The organism is Gilliamella sp. B3817, from assembly GCF_026536705.1.
Taxonomy (GTDB): Bacteria; Pseudomonadota; Gammaproteobacteria; order Enterobacterales; family Orbaceae; genus Gilliamella; species Gilliamella apicola_I.
In genome coordinates, this window is sequence record NZ_JAFNNV010000001.1 from 33723 (window position 1) to 52474 (window position 18752).

At 36.4% G+C, this 18752-nt stretch carries 17 protein-coding genes; 14 read left to right on the forward strand and 3 right to left on the reverse strand.

What is annotated here, in order from left to right:
- The first annotated feature begins 27 nt into the window (after positions 1–27).
- The 4 genes from dusB to ruvC all read left to right on the forward strand — a co-directional run bounded on the left by dusB (position 28) and on the right by ruvC (position 2753).
- Entirely contained in the window at positions 28–1035 is a 1008-nt protein-coding gene (gene dusB, locus J3U36_RS00145; protein ID WP_267351076.1) for a tRNA dihydrouridine synthase DusB, read from the forward strand.
- Between the two features lie 7 nt (positions 1036–1042).
- On the forward strand, positions 1043–1339 hold the full coding sequence (gene fis / locus J3U36_RS00150; RefSeq protein WP_025315996.1) for a DNA-binding transcriptional regulator Fis: 297 nt from the start codon (positions 1043–1045) through the stop codon (positions 1337–1339).
- 182 nt (positions 1340–1521) lie between these two features.
- Complete coding sequence (locus tag J3U36_RS00155) at positions 1522–2265, forward strand: YebC/PmpR family DNA-binding transcriptional regulator (RefSeq protein WP_267379380.1); 744 nt, start codon at positions 1522–1524, stop codon at positions 2263–2265.
- On the forward strand, positions 2265–2753 hold the full coding sequence (ruvC, locus tag J3U36_RS00160) for a crossover junction endodeoxyribonuclease RuvC (RefSeq protein ID WP_267351070.1): 489 nt from the start codon (positions 2265–2267) through the stop codon (positions 2751–2753). Before J3U36_RS00155 ends, ruvC begins: the two co-directional genes overlap by 1 nt.
- Positions 2754–3040: 287 nt before the next feature.
- Here the strand turns inward: ruvC and J3U36_RS00165 are convergent, their stop codons facing one another.
- On the reverse strand, positions 3041–6253 hold the full coding sequence (locus J3U36_RS00165; protein WP_267379377.1) for an efflux RND transporter permease subunit: 3213 nt from the start codon (positions 6251–6253) through the stop codon (positions 3041–3043).
- Positions 6254–6272: 19 nt separating this feature from the next.
- Positions 6273–7469, reverse strand: a complete 1197-nt coding sequence (locus J3U36_RS00170) for an efflux RND transporter periplasmic adaptor subunit (protein WP_267351066.1) — start codon at positions 7467–7469, stop codon at positions 6273–6275.
- A gap of 410 nt (positions 7470–7879) precedes the next feature.
- On the opposite strand from J3U36_RS00170, the gene zipA reads away from it, so the two are divergent.
- The 4 genes from zipA (at position 7880) to J3U36_RS00190 (ending at position 11881) form a co-directional block, all read left to right on the forward strand.
- Positions 7880–8839: a cell division protein ZipA gene (gene zipA, locus J3U36_RS00175; protein WP_267351064.1), complete on the forward strand. Its 960-nt coding sequence runs from the start codon at positions 7880–7882 to the stop codon at positions 8837–8839.
- Between the two features lie 192 nt (positions 8840–9031).
- Complete coding sequence (ligA, locus tag J3U36_RS00180) at positions 9032–11104, forward strand: NAD-dependent DNA ligase LigA (RefSeq protein ID WP_267379374.1); 2073 nt, start codon at positions 9032–9034, stop codon at positions 11102–11104.
- A 63-nt stretch (positions 11105–11167) separates the two neighbouring features.
- Positions 11168–11683, forward strand: coding sequence for an S-ribosylhomocysteine lyase (luxS, locus tag J3U36_RS00185; RefSeq protein WP_267379371.1), 516 nt, complete (start codon positions 11168–11170; stop codon positions 11681–11683).
- A 9-nt stretch (positions 11684–11692) separates the two neighbouring features.
- Positions 11693–11881, forward strand: a complete 189-nt coding sequence (locus J3U36_RS00190) for a 2-hydroxymuconate tautomerase (protein ID WP_267351059.1) — start codon at positions 11693–11695, stop codon at positions 11879–11881.
- 207 nt (positions 11882–12088) lie between these two features.
- Here the strand turns inward: J3U36_RS00190 and ribA are convergent, their stop codons facing one another.
- Positions 12089–12694, reverse strand: a complete 606-nt coding sequence (gene ribA / locus J3U36_RS00195; protein WP_267379368.1) for a GTP cyclohydrolase II — start codon at positions 12692–12694, stop codon at positions 12089–12091.
- A gap of 102 nt (positions 12695–12796) precedes the next feature.
- On the opposite strand from ribA, the gene J3U36_RS00200 reads away from it, so the two are divergent.
- From J3U36_RS00200 to J3U36_RS00225, 6 genes are all read left to right on the forward strand, one after another.
- On the forward strand, positions 12797–13522 hold the full coding sequence (locus J3U36_RS00200) for a phosphatase PAP2 family protein (protein WP_267379366.1): 726 nt from the start codon (positions 12797–12799) through the stop codon (positions 13520–13522).
- Between the two features lie 127 nt (positions 13523–13649).
- Positions 13650–13955, forward strand: a complete 306-nt coding sequence (locus J3U36_RS00205; RefSeq protein ID WP_267351055.1) for a LapA family protein — start codon at positions 13650–13652, stop codon at positions 13953–13955.
- Between the two features lie 12 nt (positions 13956–13967).
- Complete coding sequence (gene lapB, locus J3U36_RS00210) at positions 13968–15146, forward strand: lipopolysaccharide assembly protein LapB (RefSeq protein ID WP_267379363.1); 1179 nt, start codon at positions 13968–13970, stop codon at positions 15144–15146.
- Between the two features lie 12 nt (positions 15147–15158).
- Positions 15159–15941 carry a YchF/TatD family DNA exonuclease gene (locus J3U36_RS00215; protein ID WP_267379360.1) on the forward strand — a complete coding sequence of 261 codons (783 nt, stop codon included), beginning with the start codon at positions 15159–15161 and terminating at the stop codon, positions 15939–15941.
- Positions 15934–17043, forward strand: coding sequence for a cupin domain-containing protein (locus tag J3U36_RS00220; protein WP_267351050.1), 1110 nt, complete (start codon positions 15934–15936; stop codon positions 17041–17043). The genes J3U36_RS00215 and J3U36_RS00220 overlap by 8 nt, the downstream gene beginning before the upstream one ends.
- Positions 17044–17394: 351 nt before the next feature.
- Positions 17395–18636, forward strand: coding sequence for an MFS transporter (locus J3U36_RS00225; RefSeq protein WP_267379357.1), 1242 nt, complete (start codon positions 17395–17397; stop codon positions 18634–18636).
- Positions 18637–18752: the final 116 nt, after the last annotated feature.

Below are 18752 nucleotides of genomic sequence, written 5' to 3' on the forward strand. Positions count from 1 at the left end.
ATTACCCCCTTTTAAGTTCGAGAAAAAATGCGTAATATAGCCGACCTTAAATTACTAAGCATTGGTAAGGTCACATTAAGAAATAATTTAATCGCCGCACCAATGGCAGGAATTAGTGACAGACCATTTCGAAATTTATGCTACCAGTTTGGTGCTGGTCTGACTATTTCAGAGATGTTTTTAGCTAATTCAGATGTTTGGCAAACAGATAAATCTGCTTTAAGAATGGTCTCAACGCAAGATTTGGGCATTCGCGCAGTACAAATAGTGGGTGCCGATCCTGACGAAATGGCTAAAGCGGCAGAATTTAATGCCAAACATGGGGCTGAGTTAATTGACATTAACATGGGATGCCCTGCAAAAAAGGTTAATAAAAAATTGGCAGGTTCTGCTTTAATGCAGTACCCGCAATTAATTGAACAGATTTTGCAAAAAGTTGTTGGTGCCGTTGATGTGCCAGTAACATTAAAAATGCGGACTGGATGGGATAAAAATCATAGAAATTGCATTGAAATCGCACAAATTGCGCAGGATTGTGGCGTAAAGGCGATTACTATTCACGGGCGCACCCGTGAATGTCTATTTAAGGGTGTAGCTGAATATGAATCAATTAAAGCAGTGAAAAAAAAGGTATCCATTCCAGTCATTGCTAATGGTGATATTTGCACCCCTGAACAGGCAAAAGATGTTTTTCAATATACGCAAGCTGATGCTATAATGATCGGCCGAGCGGCACAAGGGCGACCTTGGATATTTGAAGAAATTGCATTCTATTTAACACATGGAAAGTTACAAAAAGAAAAGACAGTTGATGAAGTTGAACAAATCGTTTTTACGCACCTTGAAGAACTTTATCAATTTTACGGAGAATACAAAGGATTACGGATTGCCAGAAAGCATGTAAATTGGTATACCAAGAATTATGCTGATAGCGATCATTTTAGGCGCTTATTTAGTGTACTTAGCACCACCAGTGAGCAAGCTAGAACACTAAAAGCATTTTTTAGTCAAATTAGAAACAACAAAAAGAGTTAAGAATACTATGTCAGAACAACGCGTTACAGCTGCAGCACTAAAATTTACAACTGTAAACTCTCAAGACCAAATAACACAAAAACCTTTGCGAGATTCTGTCAAGCAAGCTTTAAAAAACTATTTATCACAACTTAATGGTGAAGATCCTAATGATCTATATGAATTAGTGTTAGCTGAAGTTGAACACCCATTCCTTGATATGGTTATGCAATATACACGTGGTAATCAAACTCGAGCGGCTAATATGCTCGGTATTAACCGTGGTACACTACGTAAAAAATTAAAACAATATGGAATGAGCTAATCGAACTGATATTGATAAGCTTATTTCATACAAAAAAAGCACCTGTTTATTAGGTGCTTTTTTGTTTTTATAACAATAAAAAATCACACGGATTAAAAATCAATACACATATTGATAATGAATTTTAAACAAATGTTTGTTAAAATACGCTGATTTTTAAATTATCTAATCTGGAGAATTCTATGGCAGGTCATAGTAAGTGGGCCAATACCAAACATCGTAAAGCGGCGCAAGATGCTAAACGCGGTAAAATTTTTACTAAAATTATTCGAGAACTTGTAACGGCAGCCAAACTAGGTGGTGGCGATCCAGCGTCAAATCCTCGTTTACGTGCAGCAATGGATAAAGCACTATCAAATAATATGACACGCGATACCATGAATCGTGCTATTGCGCGTGGTGTAGGTGGTGAAGATGATAGTGATATGGAAACCATCATCTATGAAGGTTATGGCCCTGCAGGTACTGCCGTCATGGTTGAATGCCTAAGTGATAACCGTAATCGTACAGTATCAGAAGTACGTCATGCTTTCACCAAAACTGGGGGTAATTTAGGTACTGACGGTTCTGTATCCTATTTGTTTACCAAAAAAGGCGTTATTTCTTATCCTACAGGTACAGATGAAGACAAAGTAATGGATGCAGCTTTAGAAGCTGGAGCTGATGATATTGTCACTTATGATGATGGTGCAATTGATGTCTTTACCACACCAGAATCATTTGGCGAAGTAAAAGATGCACTTGATGCAGCAGGTTTAGTTGCTGAATCAGCTGAAGTATCAATGATTCCTGCGACCAAAGTTGATCTTGATATTGATTCTGCACCAAAATTATTACGGTTGATCGACATGCTTGAAGATTGTGATGATGTTCAAGAAGTATACCATAATGGTGAAGTTTCGGACGAAGTTGCTGCCGCTCTTTAATGTCTATCATTCTTGGCATAGATCCTGGTTCTCGTTTGACGGGTTACGGTGTAATTCGTCAAACAGGACGACAATTAACCTATCTTGGTAGTGGTTGTATTCGTACAGCCGTCGATGATTTACCAACTCGATTAAAACGCATTTATGCAGGCGTTAGCGAAATCATCTTACAATTCCAACCGGATATGTTCGCTATCGAACAAGTCTTTATGGCACGTAATGCCGATTCAGCATTAAAGTTAGGGCAAGCGAGAGGCTCAGCTATTGTTGCTGCGGTCAACAACGATTTACCTGTTTTTGAATATGCGGCTCGTTTAGTAAAACAAAGTGTAGTAGGCACAGGGGCAGCCGATAAAAAGCAAGTTCAACACATGGTTAAACTCTTGTTAAAATTATCCGCCAGTCCACAAGCCGATGCCGCTGACGCATTAGCTATCGCAATTACTCATGCCCATATGAGTCGACATCTAGTCAAATCTATTAAATAATCTTAATTAGACGACATTGCCCTTGCAAAATAGTGTAATCAGCTAACTTAAATAATATCTAATGCACCTTAATATCAATAGTAAACCAACAATGCTATTCAATCATTGGATCAATTTTTTACCTTGTTATTTACTATGAGATCATATTTTGATAATGATAAGATTAAAAACTCAATAAAAAAGCACGATTTCATCGTGCTTTTTGTTGGTTATCTTATTAATAAGATTTCGACTTTTTTAGCACATCCTAGCTGGTGCTAAGATATGCTTTTCAATTTTCCAAGTCACTATTTTTGGTCAGTGTTGTGCGAAAAATTACGTGGTAAAACGACCTTATTTTTATGTTTAGTAAACATTTTAGTAATAAATAAGAAGAATAATGGTACATAGAATATCGCTAAGAATGTTGCTGTTAACATACCACCAATTACCCCTGTACCTACCGCGTTTTGGCTTGCTGAACCTGCACCACTATTTAATGCTAAAGGTAACACCCCTAAAATAAAGGCGAACGATGTCATTAAAATTGGGCGTAAACGTAATCGACAAGCTTCAAGTGTTGCATCAATCAGCGATTTACCTTCTTTTTCTAAAGCATCTTTTGCAAATTCAACAATTAATATCGCATTTTTCGCAGACAGTCCCATTGTGGTTAATAGACCGACAATAAAGTAAATATCATTATCAAGTCCTCTAAACATTGTTGCAACCACCGTTCCTAAAATACCAAGTGGAATCACAAATAGTATTGAAATTGGTACACTCCAACTTTCGTACAATGCAGCTAATGCCAAGAACACGACAATAATAGAGATTATATAAAGTGTTGTTGTTTGCGATCCTGTTTGACGTTCTTGATAAGAAATATCTGTCCAGTCAAACGTAAAGCCTTTTGGTAAGTCTTTTGATAACTGTTCCATTATTGCCATAGCTTGACCAGAACTTAAGCCGGGCGCAGCAGATCCACTAATTCCCATTGCAGCAACACCATCATAACGAACAAGTGATGGTGAACCATAGCTTTTTGAAGTAGTCGCAAATGCATCATAAGGAACCATTTGACCTTTTTGATTTTTTACATGCCAATAACTAAAATCATCAGGCAACATTCGATAAGCCGCTTCAGATTGAAGGTACACTTTTTTGACTCGGTTATTATAGACAAAGTCATCGATATAAGCAGAACCTAATGCGGTAGATAATACTGTATTGACGCTACTGACAGAAACACCAAGCGCTTGAGCTGTTTCGAAATCCACATTAATTTTATACTGAGGAACATCTAACATACTGCCCGGACGCACTTGTTGAAGTTCTGGTCTTTTCGATGCTTGTCCTAAGATTTGATAAAAAGCACCCATTAAGGCTTCATGCCCTTGTCCTGAAGTGTCTTTTAACATATAGGAGAAACCATTAGCCATCCCTAACGACGGAACCGCCGGTAAGTTAGCTATAATTACTCGACCTTCAGTAATGGTAGATGCAAAGCCCCAACCACTGCCAACTAAAGCATCCACTTTTTGATCAGGGCGTTTACGCTCATCCCAATCTTTTAACCGAACAAATCCAAGTCCCATATTTTGTCCACGACCTACCATACTAAACCCTGCAACAGTGAAGACTTCTTTAACAGAATCAGCTTTCTTTTCCATATAAAACTGAGTTGTTTTATTCAATACTGACATGGTTTGTTCTAATGTTGATCCGGGTGGTAATTCGACCATGACAATCAATACACCCTGATCTTCATTAGGTAAAAACCCTGTTGGTAAGCGGTTAAATCCAAATATTAATCCAACAATGATAACGATATAACAAACAAAGGCAATTAATGGATAACGTATTACTTTAATTACGCCTTTCTCATAAGTATGCAGTCCTTTGTTATAAAATTTATTAAACGCGCCAAAGAATAGTTTGGTTCCTTTATCACACCAGCTAAATGGTGGAATCGCGAGTAATTTTTCCCCAAACGTTGATTTTTTGTTTTTACTTTTTGATGGTGCTTTTAAAATCTGAGCACAAAGTGCAGGCGTTAAAACGATTGCCATAATCACAGACAATGACATCGAGGTAACAATGGTAATTGAGAATTGACGATAAATTCCCCCTGCTGCACCACCATAAAATGCCATAGGTACAAATACAGCAGATAATACAACGGCAATACCAATTAAAGCAGAGGTTATCTGTTCCATTGATTTTACCGTTGCATCATACGGCGACAATCCTTCATCATGCATGATACGCTCAACGTTTTCGATAACGACGATAGCATCATCGACCAGTAACCCGATAGCTAACACCATAGCAAACATCGACAACGTATTTATGGTAAATCCACAAATATATAAGATTGCAAACGTTCCTAACAATACAACCGGAACGGTAATGGTTGGTATGAGAGTTGAGCGGAGATTTTGCAAAAATATATACATGACGATAACAACTAACACAATTGCTTCAATCAGAGTATGCACAACATTACTGATAGATAATTTAACAAATGGTGTTGTATCGTATGGGTAGGCAAATTTGATATCTTCTGGGAAGATTGCCGATAATTCTTCGATTTTCTTATCGACCAATTCAGAGGTATCTAATTGGTTTGCGCCTGTTGCCAGATAAATAGCTAAACCAGCCGATGCTTTACCGTCATAGCGAGAGATAAAATTATAATCAGATGCACCAATTTCAACGTTAGCAACATCTTTTAGTAAAATATTAGAACCGTCGGTATTGACCCGAACTAAAATATTTTGAAATTGTTCCGGTGTTTTTAAACGAGATTGAGCCGTTATTGTTGCATTTAGTTCCTGACCTTCAGTTGAAGGTAATGCACCTAATTGCCCAGCCGTTACTTGAGCGTTTTGTGCTTGAATTGCCGCAATAATTTCTTCAATTGACATGTTGAAATAATTGAGTTTATTTGGGTCAAGCCAAATACGCATCGCATATTCTGAGCCAAATAAAGTGGTATCACCTACACCTTGAACACGACGGATCGGATCTTGCACAGTCGAATAAATAAAGTCAGCAATATCTGCTTGAGTCTTTTGGGGATTCGTTGAGTAAAAACCAATAACTTTTAGGAAGTTAGTATTGTTTTTAGCAACTGAAACACCATTTTTTTGAACACTTTCAGGTAAACGAGACTTAATACTTTCAACTTTATTTAACACCTGCACTTGCGCAAAATCAGGATTCGTTCCCGGCGCAAAGGTCAACGTAGTTTGAACAACACCTTGCGCACTACTGGTTGATTTCATATAGATTAAATTATCTATCCCAGTCAGATTTTGTTCGATTAACTGTGTAACGGTGTTTTCAATAGTTTGTGCATCTGCACCAGGATAAGCCGCTGAAACAGTAACAGCAGGAGGAGCAATATCGGGGTATTGTTCAACTGCTAGCAGTTTTATACATAGTGCCCCGCCTAGCATCATCATGATAGCTATTACCCATGCAAAAACGGGTCTATCAATAAAAAACTTAGCCATAATTAAATCTACCCCTGTTTTATTTCACGCTGTTTTTGATAATATTATCTAACTGTTCTTGAGTAAGAGTAGCTGGCTCACCAACAATTTGGCCTGTCATTGGTTTACCCATTTCAACTGCCGTTAAATTAAGTAAACCCGTCGTGATAACTTGTTCACCAATATCAATACCTTTCGTCACTACCCAATAACCATTGATACCAGTATAAACTTGAATATCTTGACGATATTCAATCGTATTATCTGGTTTAAGGATTTTTGCTGTATATTGGCCTTTACCATTACTCGTAATACCTTGTTGAGGAACGAGTTTTGCATTTTTAATATAGCCTAAAGTCAATTGAGGTTTGACAAACATACCGGGCAAAATTTTGCCATCTTGATTTGGAAATTCAGATCTAAGGGTAACGGTACCTGTCGTTTCATTCACCGTCATATCAGAAAATTTGATACTCCCTGCTACGTCATATTTCGAACCGTCATTAAAATAAAGTTCAACATTATTTCCTTTCGCTGGTTCAAAAATCACGTTTTGATCTTGATTATATTTATTGTAACGCGTTGCTGCTTCTGTCATATCAACATAAATAGGATCAAGTTTTTGAACTAAAGCTAACGCTGTTGCTTGACCTGCTGAAACTAATGCACCTTCAGTAACACTTGATTTACCAATATAGCCATCAATAGGGGAATAGACTTTAGTATAATCTAAATTAACTTTAGCGGTATGTTCAGCTGCTTGAGCAACAAGTACACTAGCTTCTGCCTGCTGTGCATCTGCCGCCGCTTTATCATAATCTTGCTGACTAATGGATTTGGTTTTTAATAAACCGGCATAACGTTTTAAAGTCAACTGGGCAATACTAGCATTAGCTTTAGCACTTGCTACACTTGCAACAGCACTGTCATAGTTAGCTTGATAAATAGCAGGATCGATTTGATAAAGTGATTGCCCTGCTTTTACATTTGAGCTTTCTTCAAATTCTCGTTTTAAAACGATGCCACTTACTTGAGGTCTAATTTCAGCAATTTGCGAAGCGACAACTCGACCGGGTAAACCAATCTTTAAAGTGTAATTCAATGGCTCTACTTTAAACACCGTAACTTTTGGTATCTGATTATTACCGCCTTGTGATTTGTTATCATCGCAGCTTGACAGTAAAAATAAGCTGGTCAGCGCTACCGGAATGGTGAGTAATAGCTTGTTAAATCTCATATAAAATTGACCTCAATCAACAAAATTGTTATTTTTAATAATTATAAATCTTATTTAAAAGTAACCGATGATTTTACAAAAAATATGCATAAATTGTAAGTATCTTTACAGGTTAATAGCACAGAGTTCTAAAAATTAAAATCTAACATTATTAATAAAAAAATATATACCGATAATTATGATTATTGGCAGAAATAAAGTAATATATGCTTATTGATTTTTAGTGCGAAAAAATTAGGCTTGATAAGATGACACAATCAAAGGCATTTATGTACTGACAATCAATTGAATTTTTTTAATTTGCAAAGAAAAAGTAATTATTTTACATTGTGGTACTCCGTAATCACTTCATTCGATTCTTTTATTGAGTGATTTGAGTCTTTATTTAATTTAATTCTGAGATGGTTATTATGGATAATTTACGTATTGTTCTGATTGTTATTGCATCCTTGGTCATTATTGCATTATTGATACATGGATTATGGATTAATAAAAAGGAACGTTCTTCTCTGTTTAATTCAGATAAAAAAAGGAATATTAACCCTATTGCTCAACAGCAAACAGACATTTATATGGATGAAATAGAAGAAGATGATGTAATACTGATTAACCCCAAAAATAAAAAAACAACAACACCGCATGTTGAAATTGTTGAGATCATTGAAAAAGAAGCACCTCCTCAACAAGAGGATTTATTTAGTCATCAACCGATAGACGAACCAGAAGAAGATACTATCCCTGAACCAGTGATTAATCTTAATCAGGATCTCTTTGAAAATGAACCATTAGAAGAAAAAGTCGAAACAGAAAGTCAACTTGAAAAAACAGAAACAATCACAATAAGTGAAGAAATTCATGAAGTTGAACCTGTTAAGCAAAACGAAGTTTTGAACACTGAATCATCAGCTGACCATCATGAATCTGAAAAAGCAAACATCGACCATGAAGAAGATAAAACAGAAATCATTGTGTTAAATGTAACTGGCATTAATGGTCGATTATTACAAGGTGATGTATTACTTGCCAGTATTATGCAATCAGGTTTTCAATTCGGTGATATGCGAATTTTTCATCGCCATGTCGATCCTGCGGGCAACGGTCCTGTTTTATTTAGTTTAGCAAATATGGTTAATCCAGGCTATTTGGATCCTGAGACCATGCACGAATTTACCACACCTGGCGTTTCAATTTTTATGATTGCACCGACACAAGGAAACAATCAGCAAAATTTTAAACTCATGTTACAAACAGCACAACGTATAGCCGATGATGTTAATGGTGTTGTCTTAGATGATTCCCAACACATGCTAACACCACAAAAAATCGATAGCTACAAAGAACGCATCAAAAAAGCGTGCAACGAAATATAACCCAAATATAATAATAATTTTATCAACACCACCAACATTAGTTGGTGGTAAATGGACGGGAAATAAAAAGATTCTGATCCGATTGTTAACGATATTCACCATGATGAACATATTGATTTAATCAAGTCATTCATACTTGATTGGTGTCTAATAACATTTAAAAATCTTACTTTAAATTAAGAGCATACTAACATGTCACTATCTAATTTACCCGAAAACCTTACCCATGATTCACAACAAAAAGTCATCACTGAAGTTCAATCTTTACGTGATAAGATAAGACATCATGAATATTGTTATTATGTCTTAGATGCGCCTGAAATTCCGGATGCGGAATATGACAAATTGATAAAACAGCTTCAAACTATTGAACAGCAGCATCCCGAATTGATTACCCCTGACTCCCCTACTCAACGGGTTGGCGGTACTCCCCTATCTCAATTTGCCTCGATAAAACATGAAATACCAATGTTATCTTTAGATAATGTTTTTGATGAGACAAGTTTTATTGCCTTCAATAAAAGAGTAAAAGATCGCTTACACTTAAAAGAAAATGAACCGGTAGAATATTGTTGTGAATTAAAATTAGATGGATTAGCGGTAAGTTTACTTTATGAAGATGGTCAATTTGTGCAAGCTGCAACCCGAGGAGACGGCACAACAGGAGAAGACATTACCGCCAACGTCAAAACAATAAAAACCATTCCACTGGTTTTAAGAGGAGAGCAGATACCAAGACGCTTAGAAGTTCGTGGTGAAGTGTTCATGTCCCACAAAGGTTTTGCTAAACTCAATGCTGAAGCAGAAAAACGAAACGAAAAAGTCTTTGCAAATCCTCGTAATGCAGCCGCTGGCTCTCTGAGACAATTAGACCCTAAAATTACTGCTAAAAGACCTTTATCGTTTTTCTGTTATGGTTTAGGTGTTATTGAAGGTGCCAATCTGCCCAATACGCATTATGACCGTTTAATGCAACTTAAAACTTGGGGATTACCTGTTAGTGATAAAGTTCAAGTGCGAAAAGGTGCGCAAGCTGCTTTAGATTACTTTAAACAAATTGGTGAAGAGCGCATGTCATTGGATTTTGACATAGACGGTGTGGTCATCAAAGTAAACAGTATCGCTTTACAAGAAGAACTCGGCTTTGTTGCCCGTGCTCCTCGTTGGGCAACGGCGTTTAAGTTTCCCGCGCAAGAAGAAATCACCCAATTAAATAAAGTTGACTTTCAAGTCGGTAGAACAGGCGCAATTACACCTGTTGCAAGACTAGAACCGGTATCAGTTGCAGGTGTGATTGTCAGTAATGCAACTTTGCATAACAGTGATGAAATCGCCCGATTAGGTGTCCGTGAAGGTGACTATGTTTCAATACGCCGTGCAGGTGATGTGATTCCTAAAATTGTATCGGTCATATTAGATCGAAGACCAGCCGACACCAAAGCGATTATCTTTCCAACCCACTGCCCGATTTGTGGTTCGCTAATTGTTCGCGATGAAGGGCAAGCGGTATCTCGCTGTGCAGGCGGACTTATTTGTCCAGCACAACGAAAAGAAGCGCTTAAACATTTTGTATCCCGTCGAGCCATGAATGTGGAAGGAATGGGTGATAGGCTAATTGAACAGTTAGTAGATAAAGATTATGTTAAAACACCCGCAGATCTTTATAGACTCACGGTACCATTACTATGTTCGTTAGATAAAGTAGGCGATAAATCGGCTAAAAATTTATTAGCAGCACTTGATACATCGAAAAATACAACTTTAAGCCGCTTTATTTTTGCGCTTGGTATACCAAATGTCGGTGAAGTGACGGCTGAAAATTTAGCTAACCAATTTGGTAATTTAACGGCAATTGAAAATGCATCACTTGAACAACTACAATTAGTTAATGATATTGGTGTGGTTATTGCTGAAAGTATCATTGATTTTTTCCAAGAACCCCATAACCGCGACGTAATAGAACAATTAACCAGTGATGACATTGGTATTCATTGGCAAGACACCAATCCCCAAGCACAAACAATGACAACCAATTCACCTTTTTCGGGTAAAACGATTGTTTTAACAGGGACTTTATCTGTTTTAACACGTGATGAAGCCAAAGATAAATTAAAACAACTTGGTGCCAAGGTGACGGGAAGCGTATCAAAAAATACTGATCTAGTGATTGCCGGTGAATCTGCCGGTTCAAAATTAGAAAAAGCGCAACAACTTGGCATTAAAGTCATTGATGAACAAGAGATGTTAAGTTTGCTAAATGAATAAGATTGTTTGGACTTGTCCAGTTATAAAGACTATAACTGGCAACTCAACACCAAGGAGAAATTTATGCCATTATTAGATAGTTTTAAAGTAGATCATACTAAAATGAAAGCCCCTTTTGTCCGCGTTGCAAAAACAATGGTAACCCCAAAAGGCGATAATATCACTGTGTTTGATCTTCGTTTTACTATTCCAAATAAAGCACTACTACCCGAAAAAGGGATCCATACTTTAGAACATCTATTTGCAGGGTTTATGCGCGATCATCTAAACAGTGATACTGTTGAAATTATTGATATCTCGCCAATGGGATGTCGCACAGGATTTTACATGAGCTTAATCGGTCAACCTGATGAATCGCTCGTTGTTGATGCTTGGCTCAAATCCATGCATGATGTCCTCAGTGTAACATCACAAAACCAAATACCCGAATTAAACGAATACCAATGTGGCACATACAAGATGCATTCATTGGATGAAGCCAAGGCTATTGCTGAAAATATAATTCACTCAGGTATCGGTATTTGTCATAATCAAGATATCGCATTAACCGACGCTCAACTTGCCACAATGGGTCACTAGGAGTTTTTTATGCCAAATGTTGTCATCGATTTTTTAGAAGGTCGTACTATTGAACAAAAACGAGAAATGGCGAAACGTGTAACGGAAGCGATTGTTCAAACGCTTAATTGTAAGCCTGAAGCAGTACAAATTATTATGCACGAATTATCCAAAGATCAGCTAGCAAATGGCGGTGAGCTAAGAATTGATAAGGAATAATACTTTTTTAATTCTGTTATTAATAGTGATTAATCCAGCTCTATACTCGACATCTATTGCATAACAAAATAGTACGCAAATCTAAAAAAACCTCAAAAAATCATCACTAATTTTTTGAGGTTTAAATATATCAATTATTTTTGCTTTAACTAGTGTTGACCATTTTTCATGCCACATCCTACCACTCATCAATAATGTAAAATGTGTTTAATGATCGCAGTGATGAAGATGAAGCAAATGTCCCATTTTATTAGCTTTGGTTTCTAAATAGTGTTCGTTATTTGGATTCTCGCCTACTTCCAAAGGAACTCTTTCTGTAACTTGAATTCCAGCTTGTTCTAACACTCTTATCTTTTCAGGATTATTAGTTAGTAAACGAATTTGTGATACACCAAGCAGTGTCAGCATATCAGCACAAAGTTTAAAATCACGCTCATCAGCAGCAAATCCTAACTGCTCATTCGCTTCCACCGTATCAAGCCCTTGGTCTTGCAGGGCATAAGCTTTAATTTTATTTAATAAACCGATATTACGCCCTTCTTGCCGATGATAGATTAAAATGCCTTGACCTTCTTTTGCAATTTGTTTTAAAGCTGCTTCTAATTGAAAACCACAATCACACCGTAAACTAAATAACGCATCACCCGTTAAACACTCCGAATGCACTCTGGTTAAAACAGATGTTGCCTTTGAAATGTCACCAAAAACTAATGCGACGTGATCCTTGCCAGTTGCAATTTCTTCAAAACCTACCATAGTGAAACAACCCCATGGTGTTGGTAGTTTCGCTTCTGCGACATGTTTTAATTGCATTATTATCTCCGTATTAAATGAATAACATAAACGAGAATCTATTAAAAATAAACCACATTTATGATAAAATAGACAGCACAATATGCTTAGTTGAGTTTTTAAATGGGGTTAGTTATAAAAAAAACAATAGCTGCATTGGCTATTTTTTTAGTCGTACCATTGTTTATTATAGTCATAAATTGGCATTGGCTACCAGACACATTGAACGATAAATCAGAATATTTTTTTTGGGTTACTGAAACAGCAAGTTACCCATGGGCAATAATAACATCAATATTTTATTTCATTTTATTTTGTGCTTTGCTAGTCAGCAAAACAGATAAAATGTTAAAAAAGATTGTATTAGTATGGTTGGTTCTCGTGAGTGCTGTCCTCAGCGGACAAGTGATAAAATCTATCATAAAATCACAAACAGCAGAATCAAGACCTTATGTAATATGGATAACAAAAGAACATAATAAAACTGACCAATATTTTTATTCATTAACCAAGCCAGAAAGAGCCGCTTTTATCAAAGAATCATTAATCAATTCATCTACAATACCGAATTGGTTATCCAAACACTGGCAAAATGAAACAGGGTATTCTTTTCCCTCTGGTCATACACTATTTGCAGCAACATTTGCTTTTTTAGCCATTGTGCTACTTAACTTCAGGCGTAATTATATCTTTATATCGTTGATTGTGATATGGACGGTATTAATAGAAATAAGTCGATTATTACTAGGTATGCATACTCCTATAGATTTAATATTATCCGTCATCATTGGTTGGGGTATTGCATTAATCTGCTATTTTTATGCTAAAAAATGGCATATAGTAACGTAATCATTTACCCAGTTTTTGCGTTACTAAATGATTTAATGCCTTTAGATAAATCGGTAACAGGTTGTTTAACCGATAAATGGATAACAATAAAGAATAAAAAGTATTAAAAAGAAGAAAGGTCAACATTATGAAATTAATTTTATCGATTATATTGATTATTGCTATTTTTGCATTGTCTATTGCTTTAGGTGCAGCCAATGATCAAGTGGTGACATTTAATTATTTAGTTGCTAAATCAGAATTACGCTTATCTGTTCTGCTGGCAATTTTATTTGGCAGTGGTTTTCTGGTAGGTTGGTTTGTCACGGGTTACTTCTTTTTAAAATCGAAATTACAACACTCATCAACTAAACGCAAACTAAACAAATTACAAAAAAAGTATGATGAAGATATCGCAATAAATCAAAAAGCAACATTAACAAAAATTAATTAAGAATAGACGATTATGTTTGAACTGTTATTTCTGTTACTTCCTATCGCAGCCGCTTACGGTTGGTATATGGGTGACAGAAATGCAAAACAAAAATACTTAAACCAATCCAACCGGCTATCGCGCGAATATGTTGATGGCTTAAACTTTCTTTTATCAAATCAAAAAGATAAAGCTGTTGATTTGTTTTTAGATATGTTAAAAGAAGATGACAGCACCCTTGAGGCTCATTTAACTTTAGGAAACTTATTCCGTTCACGTGGTGAAGTTGATAGAGCCATACGCATTCATCAATCTTTAATGGAAAGTTCAGCATTGACGTTCGAACAACGCCTATTGGCAATACAGCAACTAGGGCGAGATTATATGGTTGCCGGTTTTTATGATCGTGCCGAAGAAATGTTCTTACAGTTAATTGATGAAGATGATTTTCAACAATATGCATTACAACAATTGATTATCATTTATCAATCAACCAGTGAATGGATCAATGCGATTAATGCAGCCTCTAAATTAGTCAGATTAGGTAACATTAAATACAAGACAGATATTGCACAATTTTATTGCGAGTTAGCCGCTATTGCTATGTCTGCTGATGATATGGAAAAAGCTTATAACCTGTTACAAAAATCAGCTGCCGCTGATGCTAAATGTGCGCGTACCTCGCTCATGCTGGGTCGGGTATTAATGATACAAAACAAGAAAGAACAAGCCATTGAATCATTCAAACAAATTTTAACGCAAGATAAAGCCTTTATCGGTGAGGCATTACCTTTATTAAAAACATGTTATTTAGAATTAAATCAACCCGAACAGTTTAAACAATTTTTACAATTATGCGTTAATCAAGATAGTGGCAATGTTGCTGAATTAATGCTTGCCGATATAGTCGAAAAACAAAGCGGACTTGATGCTGCCCAAAACTACATGTATCGGGAATTACTCAAACACCCTAATTTAAAAGGGTTTTATCGATTGATGAATTACCACGTAGCCGATGCCGAAGAAGGTCGAGCAAAAGAAAGTCTTTCACTTTTACGTAAAATGGTTGGCGAACAGATCAAAACCGTCCCTAATTATCGCTGTATTAAATGCGGGTTTACGGTCAATTCCATTTACTGGCTATGTCCTGCTTGTCGTTCTTGGTCAACCATAAAACCTGTTCGTGATTTTGAACAACATTCAGATAATTAATAAGAGCTTTATATGTATTTAATTGATTCTCACTGCCATTTAGATAGCTTAGATTTTAGCAACAAATCGATTGATGAAGTATTGCAAGACGCAATACGTCACGATGTTAAACACTGCTTAAGTGTAGCTACCACGCTTTCAGGCTATGAATCGATGAGAGATTTTTTAAAACCCTATACTAAACAGTGCTCATTTTCATGCGGTATTCATCCTCTTAATTTAGAAGAAGAAAGCTATGACGCCGATCGCTTTGAAACATTGGCAAGCCAAGATAATGTAATTGCGCTGGGCGAAACTGGGCTTGATTATTACTATCAACAAGATAATCTTGAACAACAACAAGCAAACTTCAAGGAACATATTCGGTTAGGTCGTAAACTCAATAAACCTATCATTGTTCATACACGCAATGCACGCCAAGATACCTTAAGAATCTTAAAAGAAGAGCATGTTTATTCTGGGGTCTTACACTGTTTTACCGAAGATATCGATACGGCCAAACAATTGCTAGATATCGGTTTTTATATCTCTTTTTCGGGCATTATCACCTTCAAAAATGCTGAATCATTACGTGAAGTTGCCAGATATGTCCCCATGGATCGTATTTTAGTTGAAACCGATTCACCTTATTTAGCACCTGTTCCCTATCGAGGGAAAGAAAACCAGCCAGCTTATGTTCGTGAAGTTGCTGACTATTTGGCAGTATTGAAAGGTGTTTCTATAGACGAAATAGCACAACAAACAACGAATAACTTTTGTCAATTATTTAATTTACAAGGGGCGTTACATGAGTAATAAGTTAACTATAGATTGGGATGATTTTTTAACGAATTATTGGCAAAAAAAGCCAGTTATTTTACGTGATGCTTTTAAACACTTTGTTGATCCTATCACGCCTGAAGAACTTGCAGGTTTAGCGATGGAAGAAGAGATTGATAGCCGAATAGTTACCAACAAAAATGGGAAATGGGATGCCCAATTTGGTCCTTTTATCGACTTTAGCCATTTAGGTGAAAACCATTGGAGTTTGCTGGTACAAGCAGTTGACCACTGGCATGAACAAGCAGCCACCTTAGTTGCCCCTTTTAAATGCTTGCCTCAATGGCAATTTGAAGATCTGATGATTTCTTACGCAACAGATAAAGCAGGCGTGGGGCCTCACATTGACAATTATGATGTATTTATCATACAAGGCAAGGGATGCCGACGTTGGCAAGTTGGCGACCGAAACGAACACTACAAACAATTTAGTGCTCACAAAGCATTGCTACATGTTGAAAGTTATCAACCCATCATTGACGAAGAAATTACAGCAGGCGATATTCTGTATATACCGATAGGCTTTCCACATAATGGTGTCTCAATCGGCGAATCGCTAAGTTATTCAGTCGGTTTTAGAACCCAAACGTCTCAAGAACTATTAAGTGGCTTTGCCGATTATGTTATCGACAACCTACCCAATGGCATATTTTATCAAGATCCCAACTTAACATTACCTAAAGATTCCTATCGAATACAATCCTATGAATTAGAAAAATTACAAAACCAGATAATTGAACTGGTTAGAACGCCTAAACTCTTTAACGATTGGTTTGGTAAACACATTACTATTCCAATGCATGAATTAAATATTGTTCCTGTCGAGCCACCATATCAATTTGATGAATTTGTCTCGCTTTTAAAAACTAATAATCTGTGCCGAGTTCCGAGCATACGCATTCTAAAAGTAGGTGATTATGGCTATATTCATGGTGAAAAAATCCATTTGCCGATGCCGGTTATTGATCTTTTATGCCAAGAAGAAGAGCTTTATTATGAACAGCTAGAAGATGAATCGACTTTAAAGGTCATTTTGGATTTAGTCAATAAAGGCTATTGGTATTTTATCGAAGACTAATCAAGATTATCCGCTGGGGGAACACTCAGCGGAAATTAGCTATCAATCATTTAAATTTAAAAACTAAGATTTACTTAATAAATCATCTATACCCTGTCACGATTCTTTACACAAAATAAAATTATCACTAGTTGATGCATCCTTTAATATTTTTATATATAAAGTTACTTACAAGAAATGATTATTTTCTAGCAAATAACCAATTGTAAAGGCTTTTAGCTTGGATTTTTAAAGTTTTTAAGTATATACTTTGCACCGCTTTTAAACGACCTTATTGAATTAGCCTACAACCTATTTTAAAAGGTAAAGTTTAAATAAGTAACTCACTATTCACAATCATTAGAGGTAAATATGAAAACTGCGATAGACCCAATTAAACAAGCTGAAAGTGAAACTGGATCCACCACAGCTTATCAAAAAAGAACGCTTTTTGCCTCTACAGCCGGCTATGCATTAGATGGTTTGGATATGATGATTTTAGGGGTCTGTTTTACCCTAATTCAAGCAACTTTTAATCTAACCAAAACCGATTTAGGAACATTAACTTCAGTAACATTATTAGGTGCTGTACTGGGCGGAATTCTTTTTGGAACCTTAGCAGACAAATATGGTCGTGTTAAAGTCTTTTCATGGACAATTATCATATTTTCTGTATTTACCGGGCTGTGTGCTATTTCACCAAATTATGAAAGCTTTTTAGTTTTCCGTTTTTTAAGTGGTCTTGGACTAGGTGGAGAATTTGGCATTGGCATGACGTTGGTGTCAGAAACATGGCCAAAGCATAAACGTTCAAGAGCGACATCGATTGTTGCGTTAGGATTTCAGTTAGGCATTATACTGGCAACCTTAACGGTAAATTTTGTAGGAGAAGCACACGGTTGGCGTTGGGCTTTTGCTGTCGGAGTACTTCCTGCTTTGTTTGTTGCCTGGACACGTAAAGGATTGAAAGAGCCAGAAATTTGGCAATCATTAAAAGATCAAAACAAAAATAAAATTGCATTAGGTAAACTATTTAGAAATGTCAAAACATCAGCAACCACGGTTGGTTTAACCATTGCTTGTGCCGTACAAAACTTTGGTTTTTATGGCATCATGACTTGGATGCCAACCATGATCGCAACCGAACGTGGTTTATCATTCAAAAATACGCTATTTTGGACGATATCCACCACAATTGGTATGTCATTAGGTATCTTAATTTTTGGTTGGCTATGTGACAAATTTGGACGCCGTCCTTCTTATATTGTCTTTCTATTAGTTTCAGCGTTATCTATCTGGTTTTACTTTCAACAAACCGATATGATCGTTTTGATTTTATTTGGTTCAGTCATTGGCTTTTTCGTCAACGGCATGATGGGGGGTTATGGGGCATTACTGGCCGAACATTATCCGACAGACGCTCGTTCAAGTGCTGAAAACATTATCTTTAATGTTGGACGAGGAATTGCTGGCGTATCACAAGTCTTAATTGCTTATTTAGCGACAGTTTATTCAATAAGCTACGCACTAGCGCTATTATCTGCGGCTTATCTATTATCGGCTGCTGCATTTATGTTTTTAATTCCAGAAACAAAAGGAAAAACGTTAGAATAATTTCTATTATTACAGGGCTTAACCCTGTAATAATACCGCCCAACATAGCAAAAATATCATGTGGTACACAAAAGTGAATAGTTCAATGCAATGACAATTATTTTGTACAATCTGTT

What these genes read in the sequence shown, in the direction of transcription:
- dusB (WP_267351076.1), top strand. Translation starts at nt 28, where the DNA reads ATGCGTAATATAGCCGACCTTAAATTACTAAGCATTGGTAAGGTCACA.
- fis (WP_025315996.1), top strand. Translation starts at nt 1,043, where the DNA reads ATGTCAGAACAACGCGTTACAGCTGCAGCACTAAAATTTACAACTGTA.
- J3U36_RS00155 (WP_267379380.1), top strand. Translation starts at nt 1,522, where the DNA reads ATGGCAGGTCATAGTAAGTGGGCCAATACCAAACATCGTAAAGCGGCG.
- ruvC (WP_267351070.1), top strand. Translation starts at nt 2,265, where the DNA reads ATGTCTATCATTCTTGGCATAGATCCTGGTTCTCGTTTGACGGGTTAC.
- J3U36_RS00165 (WP_267379377.1), bottom strand. Translation starts at nt 6,253, where the DNA reads ATGGCTAAGTTTTTTATTGATAGACCCGTTTTTGCATGGGTAATAGCT.
- J3U36_RS00170 (WP_267351066.1), bottom strand. Translation starts at nt 7,469, where the DNA reads ATGAGATTTAACAAGCTATTACTCACCATTCCGGTAGCGCTGACCAGC.
- zipA (WP_267351064.1), top strand. Translation starts at nt 7,880, where the DNA reads ATGGATAATTTACGTATTGTTCTGATTGTTATTGCATCCTTGGTCATT.
- ligA (WP_267379374.1), top strand. Translation starts at nt 9,032, where the DNA reads ATGTCACTATCTAATTTACCCGAAAACCTTACCCATGATTCACAACAA.
- luxS (WP_267379371.1), top strand. Translation starts at nt 11,168, where the DNA reads ATGCCATTATTAGATAGTTTTAAAGTAGATCATACTAAAATGAAAGCC.
- J3U36_RS00190 (WP_267351059.1), top strand. Translation starts at nt 11,693, where the DNA reads ATGCCAAATGTTGTCATCGATTTTTTAGAAGGTCGTACTATTGAACAA.
- ribA (WP_267379368.1), bottom strand. Translation starts at nt 12,694, where the DNA reads ATGCAATTAAAACATGTCGCAGAAGCGAAACTACCAACACCATGGGGT.
- J3U36_RS00200 (WP_267379366.1), top strand. Translation starts at nt 12,797, where the DNA reads ATGGGGTTAGTTATAAAAAAAACAATAGCTGCATTGGCTATTTTTTTA.
- J3U36_RS00205 (WP_267351055.1), top strand. Translation starts at nt 13,650, where the DNA reads ATGAAATTAATTTTATCGATTATATTGATTATTGCTATTTTTGCATTG.
- lapB (WP_267379363.1), top strand. Translation starts at nt 13,968, where the DNA reads ATGTTTGAACTGTTATTTCTGTTACTTCCTATCGCAGCCGCTTACGGT.
- J3U36_RS00215 (WP_267379360.1), top strand. Translation starts at nt 15,159, where the DNA reads ATGTATTTAATTGATTCTCACTGCCATTTAGATAGCTTAGATTTTAGC.
- J3U36_RS00220 (WP_267351050.1), top strand. Translation starts at nt 15,934, where the DNA reads ATGAGTAATAAGTTAACTATAGATTGGGATGATTTTTTAACGAATTAT.
- J3U36_RS00225 (WP_267379357.1), top strand. Translation starts at nt 17,395, where the DNA reads ATGAAAACTGCGATAGACCCAATTAAACAAGCTGAAAGTGAAACTGGA.